Source organism: uncultured Clostridium sp., from assembly GCF_947072515.1.
GTDB lineage: Bacteria > Bacillota > Clostridia > Clostridiales > Clostridiaceae > Clostridium.
The window spans coordinates 1-21,045 of sequence record NZ_CAMTIG010000044.1; the positions used below are offsets into that span (position 1 = coordinate 1).

The following is a 21,045-nucleotide window of genomic DNA, read 5'->3' on the forward strand; positions in this document are numbered from 1 at the left end:
AAGTAAAAACCAAATCAGATTTAAATCTCTGATTTGGTTAAGTTGATAGCATTGATGCCGGGGTCCGTTCTGGGCGCTTTTGTGCCCAGTTGCTATTCTACTCTCTATTATGGCCTATACTTGCCGTAGCTCTATTCTAAATTCTTTTGTAATCAGTTACTTTTAAAAATTGGCCATAATAAAATTTAATTACTGAATTTTTATTATCTTTTGAATACTCTCTATAACTCTCCATATAATATTTTCTTTCTTTATTTAATATTTATTAGTCTTCTAATTTAGACTATACTAGTTCTAAATGGTACTATTATGCTAATTATATTTTAAAGTGTAATTTAGGATTTTACAGTTATTTGAATTTTATCTTATATGCTAAATAACCTTCGTAAAATGCTTTTATATTTTACCATATTTCTCATTTTTTTAAAATATTTTCTATGATTTTTTAACTTAACTTTAATTTTTTCTTTTTATCACACTCTTATATATCGTTATTCTTATTTCTTTTACTTTTATCCTCTTAACTCATTTCTTATATTTATGAAAAAAAGTATCAACACATTGTCGACACCTTCTATATTTAGCAATTATTTTCTCTTATTGATTTCAAATCCTCTTATATCTATTCGTTGTTGTATTAAGTCTATTTATAATATCTTTAACATCATCATTTATTATTTCTTTATTATTTTTTATATAATCAACTGCTATTCTCTCCAAACTTCCTTTTCTTTCAATAATTTTATATGATTTTTCTTTTGCTTCTTTTTCAATTGCTCTTTCCTCATACTCCTTTTTATTTTCTTTTCCCATGTATTCCAAGTTTATTATTCCTTTTTTAAATTGTTGAATATGAATTAATTCATGTACAAGTGCTATTTCAATTACTATTTCTTTTATTCCTTTACTTATATTTTCGTCTCCAAATAACTTTCTAAATTTCCCCATACTTTCTTTAATGTTATCAATATAGAATATAATTTCTTTAACCTTTAAATATTTTTCATCAAATCTTGCACTTGCTTGCACTGTAGTATTTATATACCCATTTTCATCAAAATTGTGTTTTTTTATAACTATTTCATATTCTATATCCTCTATATCTAGTTTTCTACGCATTTCTTCATTAAAATTTTTAAATCTTTTACTTTCAATATATTTTTCTATGTCATTGTTTTCAATATTGTAATATTTTATAGGCATATTTTTATATCTCCTCTTTTTAAATTTTTATTCAATAACTCTAATTCTTCTATACTATCAATTTCATATATATCATCTTCTTTAAGTTTTTCTACTTTTATATTAAGCTGATCTACATTTAGACGTATAATGTCATCCCAATAGTAATTTTCAAAATCTTTTCCTTGAATTATCTCATTTAATTTTTCTACTACTATTTTTGCATCTTTTTCTGCCCAGTAAGATACCCCTGATAATATATATCCTTCACCTTTTTCACAGATTTGAATTTCTTCTACATTATCTTTTTCACCAATTCTTAACTTCCATTCATTTTTAAAATTTTTATATGCAGAAAAATATGCTGATGTCTCCATCTTTTCTTTAAAAAAATTTCTATTTAAATATATATCTGCATCTAATACATAGGAATTTTTTAAATAATCCTTAACTAAATACATAGTATAAATATTGTTATATACATCATATTTATCATTGAATATTAACTTAACTCCATACTTTTCTTTTAAATACTCAAACTTTTCTTTTAAATATCCTGTAACTACTATTATTTCATCAATACCTTTTTCTCTTAAATACTCTATTTGTCTCTCTAAAAGTGGTTTTTCATTAACTACTGTTAAAGCTTTTGGCGTTGTTAATGTTAATGGTCTAAGTCTTGTCCCCATTCCCGCTGCTAAAATAATTGCTCTCATAAATTTTCTCCTATTCTCTTCTTAATTTTATCCTTTAATATATTTAATTTTTACTCTTTAGCTATTAGATATGATCCAACCATAACAATACTTCCTATTGCGATAGTATTAATTGAAAGTGCCTTCCCCATAAATACACATTCTAAAAGAATTGCCCATACTACATATGTTATATTTAATCCCATAGCTTTTGTTGGTCCTATTTTACTTATTGCCCCATAGTAACAAAGATATGATGCTGTTCCAAATATAGATGTTATTGCAACCAAAATTATTATATTACTTCCTGCTACCGCAAAACTTGCTCCTAGTCCTTTAAATAGTGGCACTATTAAAAAACCATATACTATTGCAGATGTACACTGTCTAAAAAACAATGCTAATTCTGATGTTATCTCATCATCCTTCATTCCTATTGCACATACAACTGCCTCACTTCCCCAGCCAAATACACAAAGTAACACAAATATTATTCCTATACTGTTCTCTACTCCTGTAAGCTCTGTTGCTCCTAAAAGAACTATACCTGATATACTTAAAACTAAACCTATCCAGCCTGATTTATTCATCTTATCTTTTAAAATTATTTTTGCCATTATAGCTCCAACTGCTGGATAAAGTGATGATAATATAGCTGTATATGATGGTCCAAGATATTTTATAGATAATAAATATCCGGCCATCCCAACAGGTCCCCCTAGTGCTCCACCTATAATTACGTATTTTAAACTTTTAGTTTTAAAACATTTCTTTACATTACCTAATTGTTTTCGTACTCCTAAATAACCAATCATCCAAATACTTGATAATAAATCATGTAAAAATGCACTTATAAATGGTGCTATCATAATTATATTTGCAAAAGATAATCCTTCAATTTGTGCAATTAATATTCCAACTAAAACTGTATCAGCTCCCCATAACATTGCTGATGATATTCCATTTAATACACCACTATTCTTTCCTAGTAACTTTTTGGTTGATAAATTAGCTTCCATTTTAATACCTCTTTTATATTATATTTTTTAATCGTTCTAAATTAGCTAATCCTCTTTTGTATCTATCTACTCCATAAGTTCCAAAGTTTTCACCTTCATGCTCTTTTATGATTGTCCATAATGACCATAAAATATCTTGAAGTATTTTATTCATTAAAAATCTTTTCCTTGAACATTTATCTATATTTGATTCTAAATAATATTCCAATAGTAATTCATCATCTTTCTCTGAAAATTCTGCTTCTAGTGAATGAGCTGCAACATCCCACATATTATCATTTAACCCGCTATATTCCCAATCTATTAGATACATTTTTCCTTTTTCATCTTTTATAAAATTATCAGGAAGTGTATCATTATGACTTGGTACTTTGTTTAATCCATTTTCACACATATATTCTTTTAGCTTTAAAATATCTTCTCTTATTTTTTCATATCCCTCATAATATCTTCCTTTAATTTCTGATATTATTTCTTCATATTTCTTTATTTCTTCAAAGGGATTAAATTCATTTTCCATATCAACTTTAGATGTATGTAACTTTTTAAGTATGCTAGTTACAAGTCTTATATTTTCTTCCTTTTTCGCACTTCTTCCTGTTAATGTTTCTGCACCTTCGATACACTTAGCGATTTTAATTCCAGATTCTTCATTTATATATAGAATTTTTGCATCAATTTCTTTATCCTTTATAAGGTTGCAATTTCTAATTTCACTTTTTCTGTTTATCATTTTTTCTGTGCCTATACCTGGCATTCTTAATATAACTGTTTCTTCATTAAAGCTAACTTTATAATTCTTGTTAGTCATTCCACCAATTCTTACTACATCACTAACTATACATTCATTTAAATCTAAACATTCTCTCAATAAATTTCCAATATACTCTTTTTTAAATTTAATTTCTTTTCTTCTTATTTTTGGATAAATATAATTTTTCAACTTTTCATACTGCTCTCTATTATCTACTTCTCCCCAAGCTAAATCATCAATTTTTATACAGTTAACCATATAATTTCTAGATACATCTAAAAGCATATATTCATAGTTTAAGTATGGATTTATATTTTTCTTATATTCATTAACCATCATCTTAAATAATTTATATGATATTTTACTTATTCCTATCATCTCTCCATCAATCCTATTAAATTGATGAATATCTTTTCCTAATTTAAAAAGACAATTATCTTTTAACTGAATAAATCCTTCATCTCCTGATCCACTTTCATTTGTTATTAAAATACAATCTCTGAATTTTGAAGATAACATCTCTCTAAATGAAACTGATTCAATTAATATATCTCCTTCTATTAATAAAAAATCCTCTTCCACATAATCTTTTATTAGACTTAGTGATTCCATATTGCCTGTCCATTTAAATTTTTCATTCTTTATAAATGTAATTCCAGTTTCATCTTTAAACGCTTCAATTATTTCATCTGATTTAAATCCAAGCACAATATATATCTTTCTAATTCCTTCTTCTTTAAGAGCTTCAATATTTCTCCTCAATATTGATTTCCCTTCAATTTCTAAATTTGTTACTGGAACTTCAAATTCTTTATTCTCTCCTGCTGCTAATATAACTGCTACATCAACCATATACTTTTCTTCATCATTATTTAATTTTATTTTTTCTAATCTAATCTTTTCTATTTCATCTTTTAAAAACTCAAACCCATTTTCTGTTATCTCATACCCTTTTTCTAGCTTTACTAAATAATTATTCTGTATTCCTGATTTAATTAAATCATTTACTTTACCTAATGAAATATTCATTTGTATAGCTATATCTCTTTGCGTTAAATTCCCATTTTGATTAATTACAAACAATAACTTAACCATTTCTCAACACCTCATTCATATTTTGTTCATATTATGAACAGTAAAATTATACCATCTTATACTTTTAATTTCAATAAAAAAATCTTTGCAGATAATTATGCTACAAAGATTTTAGACTTATTTTTCAATTTTTACTTTTTCTACTGATTGTTTTTTTCTCATAAATTTATTTATTATCATCAATACTATCTCATCTTTTTTCATAAGTAAAATTCCACCATATATTATGCAACATACTCCAATGGATATTATTACTCTACTTAATGTTCCTATACCTATATTTTTTATTATTAATACTATAGGTATAAAAATCATACTAATAATTAAATATTGAATATTTTTAAATTGAAAAATATTATATTCTATATTCAATTTAATTTTAATATATATGTGCTGTAATACTATTACTACAATATTAGCTACTGTTGTAGTTAGTATTGCCGTTATTGGAGTAAATACCTTTAACTTTATACATAATAAATTTAAAAATAAATTTATTATGCCTCCTACAAATAAAAATTTTACTTGTATTTTTTCTTTTTTATTTATATACATAATTTGATTCCCCAATATATTATCAAATCCTAATGTAATCATATATATTGCAAAACAAGCCAGCACACCTCCTGCTCCAACATATTGACTTCCTCCATATAATACAATTAATTCCTCTCCTAATAATAAGATACCTATACTTGCTGGAAACAAAATCATAAAATATACCCTAGAAACTTTAGTCAAAAGATTTATATATTCTTTTTTATTATTTCCTGCTGAATATCCATTTAATCTTGGTATGCAAGCTTGTATTACAGACATTAGCAATGTATTTATAACACTCATTATTCCTTGTGAAATAGCATAATAACTTAATAAAGTCATTCCTACAATGCTACCCAACATATATCTATCTAATTGAGTATATAAAATATTTGCATTTGATATTATAACCATTAAAAACATCGGCTTTAAATGGTTCATTATTTTTATATTACTAAAATCAAACTTATAATATTTTTTTATATATGCGTAACTAATTAAATTTCCTAAACAACTTGTACTTATTATTATAAATACATATTTATTAAAATCTTCCGGTGTTCTTACAAATATAAAAATTGCTACTACATATATAACTTTTATTATTAATGTCTTTATTGTTATGAATTTAAAATTTTCTAATGCTGTAACTATCCATTCTACCTGAAAAATATTAAACATAAAGTATAACGTAAATATTATGGCTATACTTCTTATATCCACTTCCTTTATTATATTTATTGAGACTATTAGATATAATAGTCCAGCAACTATATTTGTTATAACTGTAACTATAAATAAACTTGTTAATGTCTCTTGAATCTTTTTTTTATCATTTTTCCGTTGACTTATTTCTCTAATTCCATACTGCATAACTCCAAAGCTAGCAAATATAAAAAAATATCCAAAAATACTCTGAACATAATTTAACTGTCCAACTTGAGTATTACTTAATACCCTCATTATATATGGCCCTACTATAATAGGAATTATAATATTACATATATTTAAAAGCATTTTAAATATTACATTCATATACAACATCTCTATTCCTCATACTCTAACATTTATTATATTATTTTTTCCCCATCAATAGTTAATTCAATAAAATTATGGTTACTTTTTTGTTGTTCAATTGGTGGTAAAATTTTATACTCTCCATATTCTGATTTTAAGCACTCATCATATTTTTTCGGAATATTAAATTCTTGTCCCTCAAAATTCCATTTAATCATTTCATTGAAATATTCTTTTGGTAAATATTCTTTTTCATTAAACATTAATTCTAATTTTACTTTATCCGCATAATCAAATTCATTTGCTATATAAATACTATTTAAAGATTTTTGAACTTTTTTAATATCTATTGTTTTTATATATAATTTCCTCACTGTTTTTAATAATTTCCCTAAATATTCCTCATTTAAATACCTATATCTTACCAATTTGTACAATATTTTGTGTTTATTCTTTTTATACACTCTCTCTATTTTATTTTTGGGTACACCATCTAATATAAATATATCTACATATACTCCATATTTAAAATTAACCTGACTTATACTTTTTTCTTTTAATTCACTTTTCTTATAAATTACCTTTGGAAATATAAATGGATAATTATCTACTACATCATTTTCACACAATAAATATTTTTCTGAATTATCTTTGCTCATTATTTTTTTAAATTTATTATAATCTTTTCTTGGCATTACAATATCAATATCATCATCCCAAGGAATAAATCCTTCATGTCTAATCGCACCTAATAAAGTTCCATATATTAAATAATATCTTATATTATTTTTTTCACATACTTCAGATATGTATTTTAAAATATTAAATTCTGTTTCTTGTATTTTGTTCATTCCTCTTTACTCCTATAATTATTTAAATAATAATGTGGTATTATTACTAAAATTATTGTTGTTGCAACATTAATTGCAGATGTTCCAAATAACATATTTGTCTCAATACAACTATATGCTAAATATGCAATTATAAAAGCTACTAATGTACTCCCTATTGAAATATTATATTTAATTACTTTTAAACTTTCTTTAAAAGCTTTCTTAATTAATAGTACCCAAAATAAAAACAATGTAACTCCTCCATAAAGTAACAAACTTATGTATGTATTATGAAAGCTCGAATTACCTGTAATATTAGTCAATATGTTTTTTGCATAAGTTTCCCCTATTCCCCAAAACAGACTTCCATTTTTCCAACTATCAATTCCAATTTTCCATATATCGTCTCTACTTGTTACTCCTGATTCAGCCCTTACTATTTTTTCTACCACATAGCTTTCTAACCCTAAAATTTTTAATCCTAAAATTATTATAACTACTATTAATATTATTTTTCCTAATTCTTTTACTATATTTTTTTTATTTATTAAAATACTTCTAATAATCATAAAAATTATGACAGAAAAAATTCCCCCTCTTGAATTTGTTAAAATAAGATTAATCATAAAAAATATTAATATAATTCTATTTCTTTCTTTTAATAAGTATATTGAAACAATTCCGATTACAATAAAAAAAGAAAATGTATTTCTATTTGTAAAAAATGATGAAAATTCATATTCATAGGTACTATTTGATATTAATGAAGCTCCGATATACTTATAATTTTTAATAAGATTGTAAATGCAAGCCCAAAGCATAACACTAATTTGTACTTTAGCTATTTTTTCAATTCCTTGATCATCTATTTGAGCACCATTATAAAACATTAAAAATATACTAATATATAAAGTTGTTATTATTAAACTTACATATATATTCATTCCATTTTTTATCCATTCTGGCTTTACTAAAAAATTAGAAATTATAGTATTAATAAGATAATATAATACTATGATACTTCCTAATTTATTAATATTTATATTATTTATATTATTAAATTCTTTATAGAAAATATATCCTACAAATATAATTATCAATATTACCTTCAAAAATATTCCAATAGAATTTTCTCTCGTTATTCCTATTAATTGTGGAAAAATTGATATTATAAACCACAATCTAATAATTCTATCCATTTTAATATCTCTATTCATTTATTTTTCCACCAATGTACATTCCTCAAATTTTTTTATTCCCATTTTCATTATTTTAAAAATTTTTTTAAAATTTAATTCATTTGTCTTATTCTTCAACTTAAAAGCAAAGTATATTACCAATATATTTTTAATCTTCGGAAATGCATTAGCAATCCATACTCCCTTATCAAAAAAGTATTTTTCATTATAGCCTTTAAACCAAGTAGACTCTTCTTGCTTTACATATGCTATATTAGCTGGATACACATATACATTAAGTCCTTTTCTTATAGCTTCTAATAAAAATAATGAATCTTCTCCTGAACTATATTTCGCTCCGCCTCCATATAGTATTGAAAACCAAATATTTTTTTTTAAAATTTCCTCTCTTCTAAAAGTAATTCTAGCTGCTCCATAATTTAAGCAATTAAATAAATTGATTTTTTTAATTTGTTTATTCATTCTTCTTTTTCTAGTCTCCACTCCAACCGTAGTTATATTAAAGACTATGATATCAGCATTAGGTAATTCTTCAAACGCCTTACTTACTATTTCAGCATAATTATCTTCGTATCTCATATCATCATCAGCTAAAATACAAATATCTGCATCTGATTCTGCTAACCCTTTATTTCTATTTTTTCCTACGCCTCTATCTGATGTTGTTATTATTTTTACTTTTTTACCATTTATATTCTCTTCTTTATATTCCCATCTATCATCTTGATTCATTAATATAGCATCACTATTTAAATTCATTTCTTTATATTTTTCTAAATTTTTTTGATTCATTGTCGCTACTAGAACTTCAATTTTCATATTTCACCCTCTTTATTTATGCATAATTTTTCTTATCTTAAAATATATTTTTTGAGGTAATATTTTTGTTGCATTTTTCATATTTTTTCTTATTTTCTTCTTCATACTATATTGTTTTTTATATATTTTGATAATATCCTCAATCTTTTTATTAGAGCTTATTAACTCTAATGTATTTTTTCTTTTTTTTGGTATAAATTCATGTTTTTTCCCATATGATTGTGCTAAAATTGCTTCATTTATTGTATGTTCTTTGATTTCAAATTTATTTTTTATACTTCCAAATAAATCTTTACCTATCTCTGATGTAATAATAACGGCTGAAACTCCTTCTCTATCTTCATCATATTGATATCCCCAAAAATCACCTAATCTAATATCTGTATAATAAAAACTACTTCTCATATTACATTCATAACATGCTTCATTATGCGAGTTCATATCAAAAAATAATTCATAAAATGAGTCATTTATTTTTTTACTTCTAAATATTTTTTCATTTTTTTTAAATTTAAATGAAAATTCATGCCATCCATGCACTTTGCTTCTAAATTCAATTGTATCGAATTTATCCGTTTTAAATTGTTTTTTACTATACTCTAAATATTTTTTCCATACATTAAAACTTGGACAACCATGACAAAATAAATCAATAAAAATAATATCCTTATCATGTTTTTTTTCAATTGCTTTTTTTATCCCATATATTTGACATGGAGTTCCAAATATTGCATATTTACCTTTTTCTTCTATTATTTTCTTAAATGCATTTACTGTATAACTTTGAAAATATTTAGAACCTTTAAATTCCTCTATTTCTTCTTTAGTTTTAGCTATCTTTGTAATTGCTATTTCATTTTCATTATCATAAGCTACGCCAACAACATTATAACCACGATTTAAACACTCTCTCATTAATTCTATTGAAACTCCTCCTGATGTTGAAGTCTCAAGTTCTTTTTTATCTATATTTTTTGCTGAGAATGCCTTATATTTTTCTAATTCACTCTTTTTAATATTTTCATCAAATTTATAACAACTTTTCTTACATATTCCACAACTTATACATTTTTCATTCTCAATTTCAGGTTCATAAAAACCATGTTTAGTTAAACGTATTTTTATAGCATCTGTTGGACAAACACATTCGCATACTGAACACCCTGTACAATTTCTACTATACTTATTCTCTAATAATATATTATTTTTCATTTTACTCCTTCTTTACAGTTTCTAATGCTATATCTAGATATGCCTTAGATTGTTCTCTTTCTTTTTCTAAATAACAATTCACTTTATCAAAATCAATCTCTTTTTCTATAATTTTTGTACTTATAAATCTATCTGATAAATTCAACTTTTCTAATAATGATGTTATTCTTGATGATTGATCTACAGCATTTCCATAATTTCTTTGAAAAATATAAAAATTCTTATTAAAATTAATTGAGAATACCATTCCATGGAAAGAATCTGTATATATCTCCTCAGCATTGCTAATTAATTCTAAAAATTTTTCAGGTCCCGCATCTACATATTCTATATTTTTCAGTTCACTATACTCATCATATTTATATGGAATTCCATAAATTTTCATTTTATTTTTCTGTGTTACTTTCTTTATCTGTTCTATAGCCGCTCTTGATGGCTTATCTAAAAAATATACCAATATATACTTTTCCTCATTATTCTTTTTTATATCTAACGATTTATGCCACTCTTCGTTATTTAATAATAATGTAGGATCTACCACAACCTTTGCTTCCTTTTGTATTAAATCCCTTATTAACTCTGCTCCTTGCTTTTCTCTTACTGATATATATTTAAAACCGTTAATATATTTTTTCATTATTTTTTCATTATATTTTGGTACATATGATTTTCCTAAACTTGGTGCATATGCTATTCTTTTATTTATTGGTGCATACCTCAAATAAAAAATTGGATCAACATAAACATTAGTACTATTCCAAATTTGATCACTTCCGCATATACACGCAACCGTCTCTCTATCTTCAGCGAACTTTTTCATTTGTTTCCAGTTTAACTTTTCTACTTTCAATCTTTTATCTTGAAATTCTAAAAATTGTTCTTTAGTTGCATTGCTCATTTCTTTTTTCAAGCTATTTTTATAAGTCAAAAATGTTTTTTTAAATAGTTTAGGTCTTACTACAGTTCTACAAGCTAATCCAAATATTTTTTCAATTCTAATATCTCTTCCTTTTACTAATCCATTTCTATATGATATTAATCTTGCATCATACCCTAATTTTGAGATATAAGTCTGACTCGCATAAGCTTGCAGACATGATCCATAATTAAATCCTGTATACACAGTTGAAATTCCAATTTTCTTCATACATACCCTCTTCTCATCTATTTATAATTAACTTTACACATTCTTTGGGTTCATTTAACATTGACATACAGCTATATTTTATAAACTTCATATACTTTTTTCTTCTAATTTCCGCAAATGCTAATACTGCAAAATGTCTCATTTTCACATACTTAATTTCTTTTTTTGTAAGTCTATTAAAGTATTTTTCTTTATATTTATATAATATATTTTCACCTTTAATTTTACTTTCTCCACTTGATAAACTTTCTTCTCCTGTATGTACATATGCTTTAATATCGCAAATAGGAATATATATAAATTTCCCCCCTGCCTCTATTGCCTTTTTCATAAGATAAAATTCATCTCCTATATCTATAGGATCAAATCCATTTATTTTTCTTAAGTAGTCTGTTTTAAACATCATGCTATCTGTTCCAGTTATATGGTACATTAAGTGATATTTTAATAAATTATCCTTATCTGTTTTTTTTATATATTCTCTTGTTCTAATTTCTATTTTTATATCTTTCTCTGAAACTAACTCTAAATCTGTAACTGAATATTCTGCCTTCTCTTTTATCATCTTATTTACTTGATTTTCTACTTTATATTTTCCATACACATCATCATCATCTAAAAAAGTAATATATACTCCATCAGCCGCATATATACCTCTATTTCTAGTTTCTGCTGAACCTAAATTTTTTTTGTTTTTTATATACTTTATTCTTGAATCCCCTAAATTTAATACGGTACTTTTTACTTCTTCATTCCATTTTGAATCTTCATTATCATCAATTACTAATATTTCTATATTTCTATATGTTTGTTCTATTAAAGATTTTAATGCTCTTTCTAAACTCTCTTTTCGTCTATATGTTGATACAATAATTGATACCTTCATCTTCTCACCCTATTTAACAACTTCTCTTTCTCTTTTTATTTCAGCCTCTTTTTCTTTTAAGTCATTTCCATTCTGACCTTCTTTAACTCCATCACTTTTTAATACACTAAATACAGTCATAAAAATTACTTTTATATCAAAGAAAAAGCTTTTATTTTCTAAGTAATAATTGTCTAAATCTACCTTTTCTTTTAAAGGAATTTCATCACGTCCATTTATTTGTGCCCATCCTGTAAGTCCTGGTACTAACTTATGAATTCCTTTTTCTGTTCTCATATCTCTTAAATCATATTGGTTATAAAGTGCTGGTCTTGGACCTACTACACTCATTTCTCCTCTTATTATGTTTAAAAGTTGTGGCAATTCATCTAAACTTGTTTTTCTTAAAAACTTCCCAATACTTGTTATGTATTGATCTGGATTTTCTAAAAGATGAGTTGCTACATTTGGTGTGTCTATTCTCATAGTTCTAAACTTTAATATATAAAATTCTTCATTATCTCTACCTATTCTTCGTTGTCTAAAAAATATTGGTCCTGGAGATGTGAATTTTATTATTAAAGAAATGATTAAAAATATTGGTGCAAATACTATGAAAGCTGTTAAACTACTTATTAAATCAAATCCTCTTTTCAAACTATCATCTCCTTTTTACTTAGTTGCTGCTACTTCTTCTAAAGCCTTTTCTTCCCCTGGCTCTATATAAGTAGTAACAATCTTTTTCATTTTTCTTTTTAATGCTTCTTTATCTTTATTTAAGGCAACCATAGTTATTTCTCCAATCTCTCTTTTTAAATCCTGGAAATCTATACTAGCTGGCTCTCCTATAAATATCTTTTTATTTTCTGTTGATTTTAACCCTTCTTCATTCATTAAAAGTTCTTCATAAAGCTTTTCTCCTGGTCTAAGGCCTGTTGTTTCTATTTTTATATCCACTTCTGGCTCATATCCTGAAAGCTTTATTAGATTTTTGGCTAAATCATATATTTTTACTGATGAACCCATATCAAGAACAAATATTTCTCCACCTTTTGCATAAGCTCCTGCTTGAAGTACAAGCTGTGCTGCTTCTGGTATAAGCATAAAATATCTTGTTATATCTTTATGTGTTAAAGTAACTGGTCCACCTTCTGCTATTTGTTTTTTAAATAATGGAATTACAGATCCGTTACTTCCAAGTACATTTCCAAATCTTACTGCTACATATTCTGTTTTGCTTTCTTTATTTATTCCTTGAATAATCATTTCGCAAAAACGTTTTGTAGCTCCCATTATATTTGTTGGATTTACTGCTTTATCTGTAGAGATAAGAACAAATCTTTCAGCTTTAAACCTATCTGCACATTCTGCTACATTTAAAGTTCCAACTACATTATTTTTTATAGCTTCTTCTGGATTATGTTCCATTAAAGGAACATGTTTATGAGCTGCTGCATGGAAAACTACATCTATTTTTTCTTCTCTGAAGATTTTTTCTAGTCTGTGTCTGTCTCTAACAGAAGCTATTATTGTTCTTAAATTTAAATCTTTGTATTTTCTTAAAAGTTCGTTTTGAATATCATAGGCGTTATTTTCATAGATATCTAAGATTATAAGTTTTCTAGGTTTGTGTTTTACGATTTGTCTGCAAAGTTCTGAACCTATAGAACCTCCCCCACCTGTAACAATTACAGTTTTATCTTTTATATAACCCTCAATCCCCTTTTTATCTAAAGAAACTTCTTCACGTCCAAGTAAGTCTCTTAAATCCACATCTCTCATTTTTGTTACTGAAACTTTTTCTTCTAAAATCTCATGGATAGCTGGAACTATTTTAAGCTTTGCTTTCGTAGTACCGCATATCTCTAATATGTTTTTCTTTTCCTCTGGGTTTATGGCTGATATTGCCATAATAATAGTTTTTATATCTTTTTCTTTTACAAGTCTTTTTATATCATGTCTTGTTCCTAAAACTTGAATTCCATTTACTCTTTTATTTAGCTTTGCTCTATTGTCATCTACAATACAAATTGGAACCATGTTAGACTCTTTATTTTTAAGCATTTCTGCAATAAGAAGGCTTGCTCCCTGCCCTGCTCCTATTAACATTACTCTTTCAGTTCTGTTATTATTTTTTAATTCTTTGTATATAGTTAATCTTCTTAAAACCCTAAAAGATAACCTTGATCCTACAGTAAGAACAAAAATTAATATTCCTGCAACTAAAATTACTTCTAAAGACATTCTGTGTCCTAACCCACTAAATATGAAAGTTACTCCTGTTCCAATTAAAGAACATAAATAACATTTAACTCCTTCATCAATTCCTGCAACTCTCCATACACTTTTATACATATTTAATAGGTATAACGGTATCATGTATGCTGCCATTAATAATGGAATTACATTTAAATTATTTAAATATATCTGAATCCCCTCATAAATTCCGACCTTAAAGATAAAAGCAGCAATGTATGCAAAGTTTATTACTACCATATCTATAAGCAAAAGTATCCCAATCTTAAACCACTTTTCTCTTTTCATCCTCATACCCCATAATTTTTATCTATTAAAGAAAGAAAATATCCCCTTCTTTTTCTTTCTTTTCTCAACCCTTACCCCATTAAAATAGATTAGTTCATTTAATATAAGCCTTTCCCCATTAAGCTCAATCTCTTGTCCTAACTCTTTATTTATCTCATAAACTTTTTCTAGTGCTTTTTTTATTCCTGTTTTTCTATATCTAGTACTATGAGCATCTGATCCTATAAAGCTATATATCCCCTTTTCTATAAATAGCTTTGCAGTTTCTTCTGTTTCCCTTCCATGCATTCCTAAAGTGCTTCCTCCATTTAACTGGAAGAGACATCCTTCATCTATAAATTTATTTATTAAACTCGGATGTTTTTGAAGGTATGTATATCTTTCAGGATGAGCAACTATAGGAACTATCCCACCGATTTTCAACTCATACAGTATTTCAAAGACTTCTTCTTCTAAATGTCTCATATTAAACTCTATAAGCATGTATCTCGTTTCATTTAATGTTCCTATAACTCCCTCTTTTAAGTCTTCTAAAAGTCTTCCACTATAGTAAACTTCTTGCCCTGGATAAATCTTTATATTTATATTTTTCTTTTCTACTTCTTCTCCAATTTCTTTTACCTTTTTTACTACTTCTTTGTAGTGTTCATCACCATAATCTATACAGTAATGAGGTGTGGCAAATATTTTTCTTGTTCCGTCTTTTGCTGCATTTTCTAGCATTTCCATAGTTTCTTCTAAAGATTTTGCCCCATCATCTATAGAAGGTATTATGTGCGAATGTATATCTACCACTCTTTTTCACCTCTTATCCGTAATAGTGATAATATTTGTCATCGCTCTGTTCAACCCCATTTAAAACAGAACCTATAATTTTTGCATTAACTTTTTCTAGTGATTCCTTTGCTGCAATTACACTTTCTTTCTTTGTCTTCCCAGCTCTTACTACTAAAAGTACCCCATCAACTTTAGTTGAAAGAACTTGTGCATCTGTAACTGCATGTACCGGAGGACTGTCTATTATAATGTAGTCATATTCCTCTTTTAATCTATCTATAAGCTCCCCCATAATTTTAGAACTTAACATTTCTGATGGATTTGGAGGAATCTTGCCTGCTGGCATTACATCTAAATATTCATTGTATTCATAAACACATTTTTTTCTTTTATCTTTTTCAAATCTTTTTTCTACTATTACTTCGCTTAACCCATTTTGACCTGAAATCTGAAACCTCTTATGAAGTGTAGGTCTTCTTAAATCACAGTCTATAATGATTGTCTTTTTTTCATCTTGTGCAAAGGAAAGAGCTAGATTTCCTGCTGTTGTACTTTTTCCTTCTCCTGGTTCAGAGCTTGTAACTAATATAGCTTTTAACTCATTATCAAATATTGAGTATTTTATATTAGTTCTTAATGTTCTATAATTCTCTGCTGGTATTGACCTTGGACTTTTATCAACAATAAACATCTTCTTCCTCCTATGCTGTTGTTTGAGCTATTTCATTTTTCTTTTCTTTTCTTTTTGATGTACGATAATGACTTTTCACTTCATTTCCATCATATTCCGGAATAGCTCCAAGAACTGGTAATCCTAAATCATCTTGTAAAGTCTTTTTATTTTTAAATGTGTTATCTATAAACTCTAAAAGTAAAACTATTCCTACACCAATCATTACTCCTAAAACTAATGAAATTAAGATATTCATTTTTTTATTTGGACTTATTGGTGCATCTGGATATTTAGCTTCTTGAATAACTTTTACATTTCCATTTCCTATAATCTCTTTTGACTTTTCCATAAACCCTTTAGTTATAGCTTGTACAACTAATACTGTACGAGATGGATCTGTATCTTTGTAAGCAACTTCTAAAATTTGAGTATCTGATCTTGGAGTTACAACTAAGTTAGTTAATATGTCTTTAGCTTCTAATCCGCCAAGTTCTATTGATGCTTTATCTACAGCAAATTGAACTAAATCTTCTGTCTTTATAAGCTCTGCATATGTAGTTAAAAGTTTTTGATACATTTGAATCTCTGCGTTATCATAACTAGCTCCTGCTGATTTTGCTTCTTTACCAACAAACACCTTAACTTTTGATTCATATTTTGGCTTTATTACAAAAAAACTAAATATTCCTGCTATAGATACACATGCTAATACACTAATTAAAATTATTTTATACTTCTTCTTAAGCAGTTGAAGTATTTCCCCAATATTTATATTCTCTTCATTCATCCCCTTAAACCCCTTTTTTGTATTTTATTGACACTAAAAATTATACCGCTTTATGAATATTATGTAAATACTTAATATATTATTAAAATTTATTTATTTTTTTCTTAATTTTTCCCATAATTATTCTCATATTCATAAAAATAGAGGCTTATTTTTATATTTTTTCATTTAATTTTTAATTGAAATAAATATTTTCTTATTTTTTATTTCCTCATTTCTTTAGCTTTATTAAACTTTTTTCTAGAAATAATAAGACTTTAACCTCTTTTCCTCATGTATTTTCTAAAATATTTCCACAACTTATCTTCCTTTTTCAAATTTCTTCCACAAAACAAAAGTTTTATTCACATCTTCTCCACACTTATCCCCAAAACAAGAAAAGAGCATCAACTTTTCAGCTAACACTCTTCTCTCTTCTCTATTACCTCTTCTCTATTACCTCTTCTCTATTACCTCTTCTCTATTCCCTATTACTTATTCTCTATTCTTTCTCATTTCTTCTAAATCTACATTTAACTTCTCAAGTCTCTTCTTAGATAAGTTACAGATGAAGTACATAGAAATACATGCTACTATTGATGCAGCTGCTGGAGCAAATGTTGCTATTTTCTTTATTCCTAGTGCAACTTCTGCTGTTTGCTCAGGTGATGATGATACATATCCTATAAATGTTAATGAGAATCCTGCTAATCCACCTGCTGCTGCTTGACCTAATTTTCTAACTAGTGAGTATGAAGCATAAACTATTCCTTCTTTTCTTTCTCCAGTTATATATTCTTGATAATCTATAGCATCTGCAACGATAGCCCAAACTAAAACGTTCATAAATGCCATTCCTAATGTTCCTATTGCATTCATAGTCATGAATACGAATGGATTTGTTATTGGTAATATAAATGTTAAAGAATATACGATTGAAGATAATATTAATCCTCCTGCTCCTAATTCTTTTTTACCAAACTTTTTAACTAAAGGTCCCATCATAGGTAATACCATAAATGAGATTCCCATTCCTATAGCTCCTGCTATTCCTATAAGTTTAGGTGCATGGAAGTAATCTTTGTATAGGTATGGAGTTATACTTTGAGTTAAGATCATTGCTGTTAATTGAGCTAATGATGCAACCATTATTCCAATTAATCCTCTATTTTTTGATAAACCTTTCATAGTTTTTACTAAGTTTATCTTTTCTTTTTTAGCTGCTGGATGTACTATTCTTTCTGTAGTTAAACTATGAGCACCTTTATAACAAATAAGTCCTATAATTCCAAATATAATTGCTGCGATAAAAAATCCTGATTGTGTTGGTTTTGATGCATCATTAAAGATAACTATTGGCGCAACTCCCATGATTATAAAGTTTGCAACCATTCCACCAATACTTCTCCATGTAGATAAAGATGTTCTTTCTACTGGATCTGAAGTCATAACTGATGCTAGTGATCCATATGGTATGTTTATACAAGTGTACATCATACCAAATAAAATATATGTTACGTATGCATATAATAGCTTTCCTGTGTTTCCAAAACTACCTATAGTTGTGAAACTTAAAATACCTGATATTATAACAGGAAATGAAAAATATAATAAATATGGTCTAAACTTACCAGTACTTCTAGCTGGTCTTGAATCTATAAGTGTTCCTATCATTGGGTCATTAATTGCATCCCAAATCCTTGCTATTACTAGTAATGTTCCTACTGAAGCTGCTGATATTCCAACTATGTCTGTATAGAACAGCATTAAGTATCCACCAACAAATCCAAAGAACATATTATTTCCAGTATCACCAAGCATGTAGCCAATTTTATCTCTCATACCAAACGGTCTTATTTCTTTTGTAGTAGCTTTTTGCTTTTCTTTTAATGTTGCTTGCATAAATTCTCCCCCCATAATCTCAAAAAAACCTTATTGTTCTCAAATTTTTTTATTTAAATAACTAAACCCCTTGTTAACCTTTTCATCTGAGATTTTATATAAGTGGAGCATTTTTACTCCACTTATATTTTTTTAAACTTACTTCTTTAACCCTTTTAAAAAGAAGTATAAGCCTTGTTTCTTTAATCTTTTAAACTATTATTTCCCGTTTTTATACCCAAACTCAGGAATGTTAGTCCATCTTTTTCTTAATTCATGTGCAATCATTTTTGGTTTTCTGTCTCTTGTAAATATACCCTTTTTATTTCCTTGAACTCTTATTATACCTTGGCTTGTTTGGAAATCTGCGAAGTTCCATGTTTGCTCTCCAACAAACTCTTCAAACTCATCTACAACTTCGTGATTTGCTTTGTAGTATTCTACTTGATATTCTTCTGTGAACATTACTGGTACAGTATCATGTAATCCTGCTACAGTATCTGCTCCATATTCAGTAAACATTATTGGCTTACCTGGACATCTTTTTCTCCATCCTTCAAGCTCAGCTCTTAACATTTTCTTAGCTCCAGCTATATCTCCACCATTTGCATACCATCCATAGTATCTGTTTAAGCAAAGAATATCTAATAATTCTGCTATTTTACAAGTTTGTGGTGTAGACATCATGTGAGTTACTACTGTAACTGGTCTTTTTTGTGGATCTAATTCTCTTGTAAGTTCTATTAATGGTCCAAAGTATTTATCTGCTCCTTCTTCTTCTGAAGCTGGCTCATTTGCAACTGACCATAAAACTACTGAAGGGTGATTTTTATCTCTTTTTACTAAGTCTCTTAAAACATCTTTGTGATGCTCCATTGTTCCGATTTCTTTCCAAGTTTCTCTTTTTGCTCCGCCACCAAATAAAGCTGTAGCCATAAAGTTTAAGTGTAATCCAACTCCTGGAGTTTCATCGATTATAACTATACCTTCTCTATCTGCAAGTCTCATGATTTCTTCTGAGTATGGGTAGTGAGCTGTTCTAAATGAGTTTGCTCCAATCCATTTCATAAGGCTGAAATCTTTTATATTTGTAGCTTCATCAAATCCTCTTCCGTGGATATGTGAATCTTCATGTTTACCAAATCCTTTAAAGTAGAATGGTTTGTTGTTTATTAAGAATTTTCCACCTTCAATTTTAACTGTTCTTATTCCTACTGGTTGCTCATATAAATCAACAATTCCATTTTCATCTTCTAGAGTAATAACTAGGTTGTATAGGTATGCATTTAATGGCTCCCATAACTTAGCGTTTTCTACTCTTAATTCTCCTTTAGTTCCATCAGCTTTTGCAACTTCAGTTCCATTTTCATCTACTAAAGAAACAGATACTTTTCCATTTCCTTCAACTTCGTATTTAACTATTCCACAAGCATCTTCTAATTCTGTGATTATAGTTATATCTTCTACGTAGTTTTTTGGAGTAGTGTATATTTTAACTGGTCTATGAATCCCTGCATAGTTGAAGAAGTCAAAGTTTGGAATGTTTTTAAGTTTTTTAGTTCCATCTTCTAAAGTATCTTCTCTTAATAATCCTACTGGTAAAGTAGTTTCATCAACTATATTATTTAAGCAGATTGTTACTCTGTTTTTCCCTGGTACTAAAACTTCATTTACTTCAGCTTCAAAAGGTAGGAATCCACCTCTGTGCTCAACTACGAACTTTCCATTTACATAAACTTTTGCATGGTGAGTTGCTGAACCAAATCTTAAAACAACTCTTTCTTCTAACATTCTTTTTGTTATTGAGAATTCTCTTTCATACCATACATCACCTACGTGATCTCTTATTTCTTCGCTTTCTTTTAAGTCATTGTATGAAGATGGTACTGCCATAGTCATTGTGTCTTCTAATTTATTTTCAAACCATTTATCAGTAGTCCCATTTCCTTTGTCTAGTTTAAAGTTCCAAATTCCATTTAAGTCTATTAATTCTCTTGATTCACTCATTATTGGATATAACATAATTC

The 21,045-nt window shown here is 27.1% G+C and carries 18 protein-coding genes; all 18 read right to left on the bottom strand.

Features of this window, described 5'->3' with window-relative positions:
* Positions 1 to 606: 606 nt before the first annotated feature.
* The 18 genes from Q0W06_RS14310 to uidA all read right to left on the bottom strand — a co-directional run bounded on the left by Q0W06_RS14310 (position 607) and on the right by uidA (position 21,040).
* A complete protein-coding gene (locus Q0W06_RS14310) occupies positions 607 to 1,203 on the bottom strand; it encodes a hypothetical protein (protein WP_297637028.1) in 597 nt (198 codons plus the stop codon).
* Positions 1,194 to 1,898: a sugar phosphate nucleotidyltransferase gene (locus Q0W06_RS14315; protein WP_297637031.1), complete on the bottom strand. Its 705-nt coding sequence runs from the start codon at positions 1,896 to 1,898 to the stop codon at positions 1,194 to 1,196. The genes Q0W06_RS14310 and Q0W06_RS14315 overlap by 10 nt, the downstream gene beginning before the upstream one ends.
* Before the next feature lie 50 nt (positions 1,899 to 1,948).
* Entirely contained in the window at positions 1,949 to 2,896 is a 948-nt protein-coding gene (locus tag Q0W06_RS14320) for a DMT family transporter (RefSeq protein WP_297637035.1), read from the bottom strand.
* 13 nt (positions 2,897 to 2,909) lie between these two features.
* On the bottom strand, positions 2,910 to 4,745 hold the full coding sequence (locus Q0W06_RS14325) for a phosphotransferase (RefSeq protein ID WP_297637038.1): 1,836 nt from the start codon (positions 4,743 to 4,745) through the stop codon (positions 2,910 to 2,912).
* A gap of 117 nt (positions 4,746 to 4,862) precedes the next feature.
* Positions 4,863 to 6,329 (bottom strand): oligosaccharide flippase family protein, encoded by a 1,467-nt coding sequence (locus tag Q0W06_RS14330; RefSeq protein WP_297637041.1) that lies wholly within the window; start codon positions 6,327 to 6,329, stop codon positions 4,863 to 4,865.
* Between the two features lie 26 nt (positions 6,330 to 6,355).
* The gene (locus tag Q0W06_RS14335) at positions 6,356 to 7,153 is read right to left on the bottom strand and encodes a LicD family protein (RefSeq protein WP_297637044.1); all 798 of its coding nucleotides are present in this window, start codon (positions 7,151 to 7,153) and stop codon (positions 6,356 to 6,358) included.
* The gene (locus tag Q0W06_RS14340; protein ID WP_297637047.1) at positions 7,150 to 8,352 is read right to left on the bottom strand and encodes an O-antigen ligase family protein; all 1,203 of its coding nucleotides are present in this window, start codon (positions 8,350 to 8,352) and stop codon (positions 7,150 to 7,152) included. Before Q0W06_RS14340 ends, Q0W06_RS14335 begins: the two co-directional genes overlap by 4 nt.
* Positions 8,353 to 9,153 (bottom strand): glycosyltransferase family 2 protein, encoded by an 801-nt coding sequence (locus Q0W06_RS14345; RefSeq protein WP_297637050.1) that lies wholly within the window; start codon positions 9,151 to 9,153, stop codon positions 8,353 to 8,355.
* A 12-nt stretch (positions 9,154 to 9,165) separates the two neighbouring features.
* A complete protein-coding gene (locus Q0W06_RS14350; RefSeq protein ID WP_297637053.1) occupies positions 9,166 to 10,365 on the bottom strand; it encodes a Coenzyme F420 hydrogenase/dehydrogenase, beta subunit C-terminal domain in 1,200 nt (399 codons plus the stop codon).
* A 1-nt stretch (position 10,366) separates the two neighbouring features.
* Positions 10,367 to 11,512, bottom strand: coding sequence for a polysaccharide pyruvyl transferase family protein (locus tag Q0W06_RS14355; RefSeq protein ID WP_297637056.1), 1,146 nt, complete (start codon positions 11,510 to 11,512; stop codon positions 10,367 to 10,369).
* A gap of 13 nt (positions 11,513 to 11,525) precedes the next feature.
* The gene (locus Q0W06_RS14360; RefSeq protein ID WP_297637059.1) at positions 11,526 to 12,398 is read right to left on the bottom strand and encodes a glycosyltransferase family 2 protein; all 873 of its coding nucleotides are present in this window, start codon (positions 12,396 to 12,398) and stop codon (positions 11,526 to 11,528) included.
* A 9-nt stretch (positions 12,399 to 12,407) separates the two neighbouring features.
* Positions 12,408 to 13,034, bottom strand: a complete 627-nt coding sequence (locus Q0W06_RS14365) for a sugar transferase (RefSeq protein ID WP_297637062.1) — start codon at positions 13,032 to 13,034, stop codon at positions 12,408 to 12,410.
* A gap of 15 nt (positions 13,035 to 13,049) precedes the next feature.
* Complete coding sequence (locus Q0W06_RS14370; protein WP_297637064.1) at positions 13,050 to 14,921, bottom strand: nucleoside-diphosphate sugar epimerase/dehydratase; 1,872 nt, start codon at positions 14,919 to 14,921, stop codon at positions 13,050 to 13,052.
* A gap of 18 nt (positions 14,922 to 14,939) precedes the next feature.
* Positions 14,940 to 15,716 carry a CpsB/CapC family capsule biosynthesis tyrosine phosphatase gene (locus tag Q0W06_RS14375; RefSeq protein WP_297637067.1) on the bottom strand — a complete coding sequence of 259 codons (777 nt, stop codon included), beginning with the start codon at positions 15,714 to 15,716 and terminating at the stop codon, positions 14,940 to 14,942.
* Between the two features lie 13 nt (positions 15,717 to 15,729).
* Positions 15,730 to 16,389 carry a CpsD/CapB family tyrosine-protein kinase gene (locus Q0W06_RS14380; RefSeq protein WP_297637070.1) on the bottom strand — a complete coding sequence of 220 codons (660 nt, stop codon included), beginning with the start codon at positions 16,387 to 16,389 and terminating at the stop codon, positions 15,730 to 15,732.
* 10 nt (positions 16,390 to 16,399) lie between these two features.
* A complete protein-coding gene (locus tag Q0W06_RS14385) occupies positions 16,400 to 17,158 on the bottom strand; it encodes a Wzz/FepE/Etk N-terminal domain-containing protein (protein ID WP_297637073.1) in 759 nt (252 codons plus the stop codon).
* Positions 17,159 to 17,632: 474 nt separating this feature from the next.
* Positions 17,633 to 19,039 (bottom strand): glycoside-pentoside-hexuronide (GPH):cation symporter, encoded by a 1,407-nt coding sequence (locus tag Q0W06_RS14390; protein WP_297637076.1) that lies wholly within the window; start codon positions 19,037 to 19,039, stop codon positions 17,633 to 17,635.
* A 198-nt stretch (positions 19,040 to 19,237) separates the two neighbouring features.
* Positions 19,238 to 21,040, bottom strand: a complete 1,803-nt coding sequence (gene uidA / locus Q0W06_RS14395) for a beta-glucuronidase (protein ID WP_297637079.1) — start codon at positions 21,038 to 21,040, stop codon at positions 19,238 to 19,240.
* Between the last annotated feature and the right edge of the window lie 5 nt (positions 21,041 to 21,045).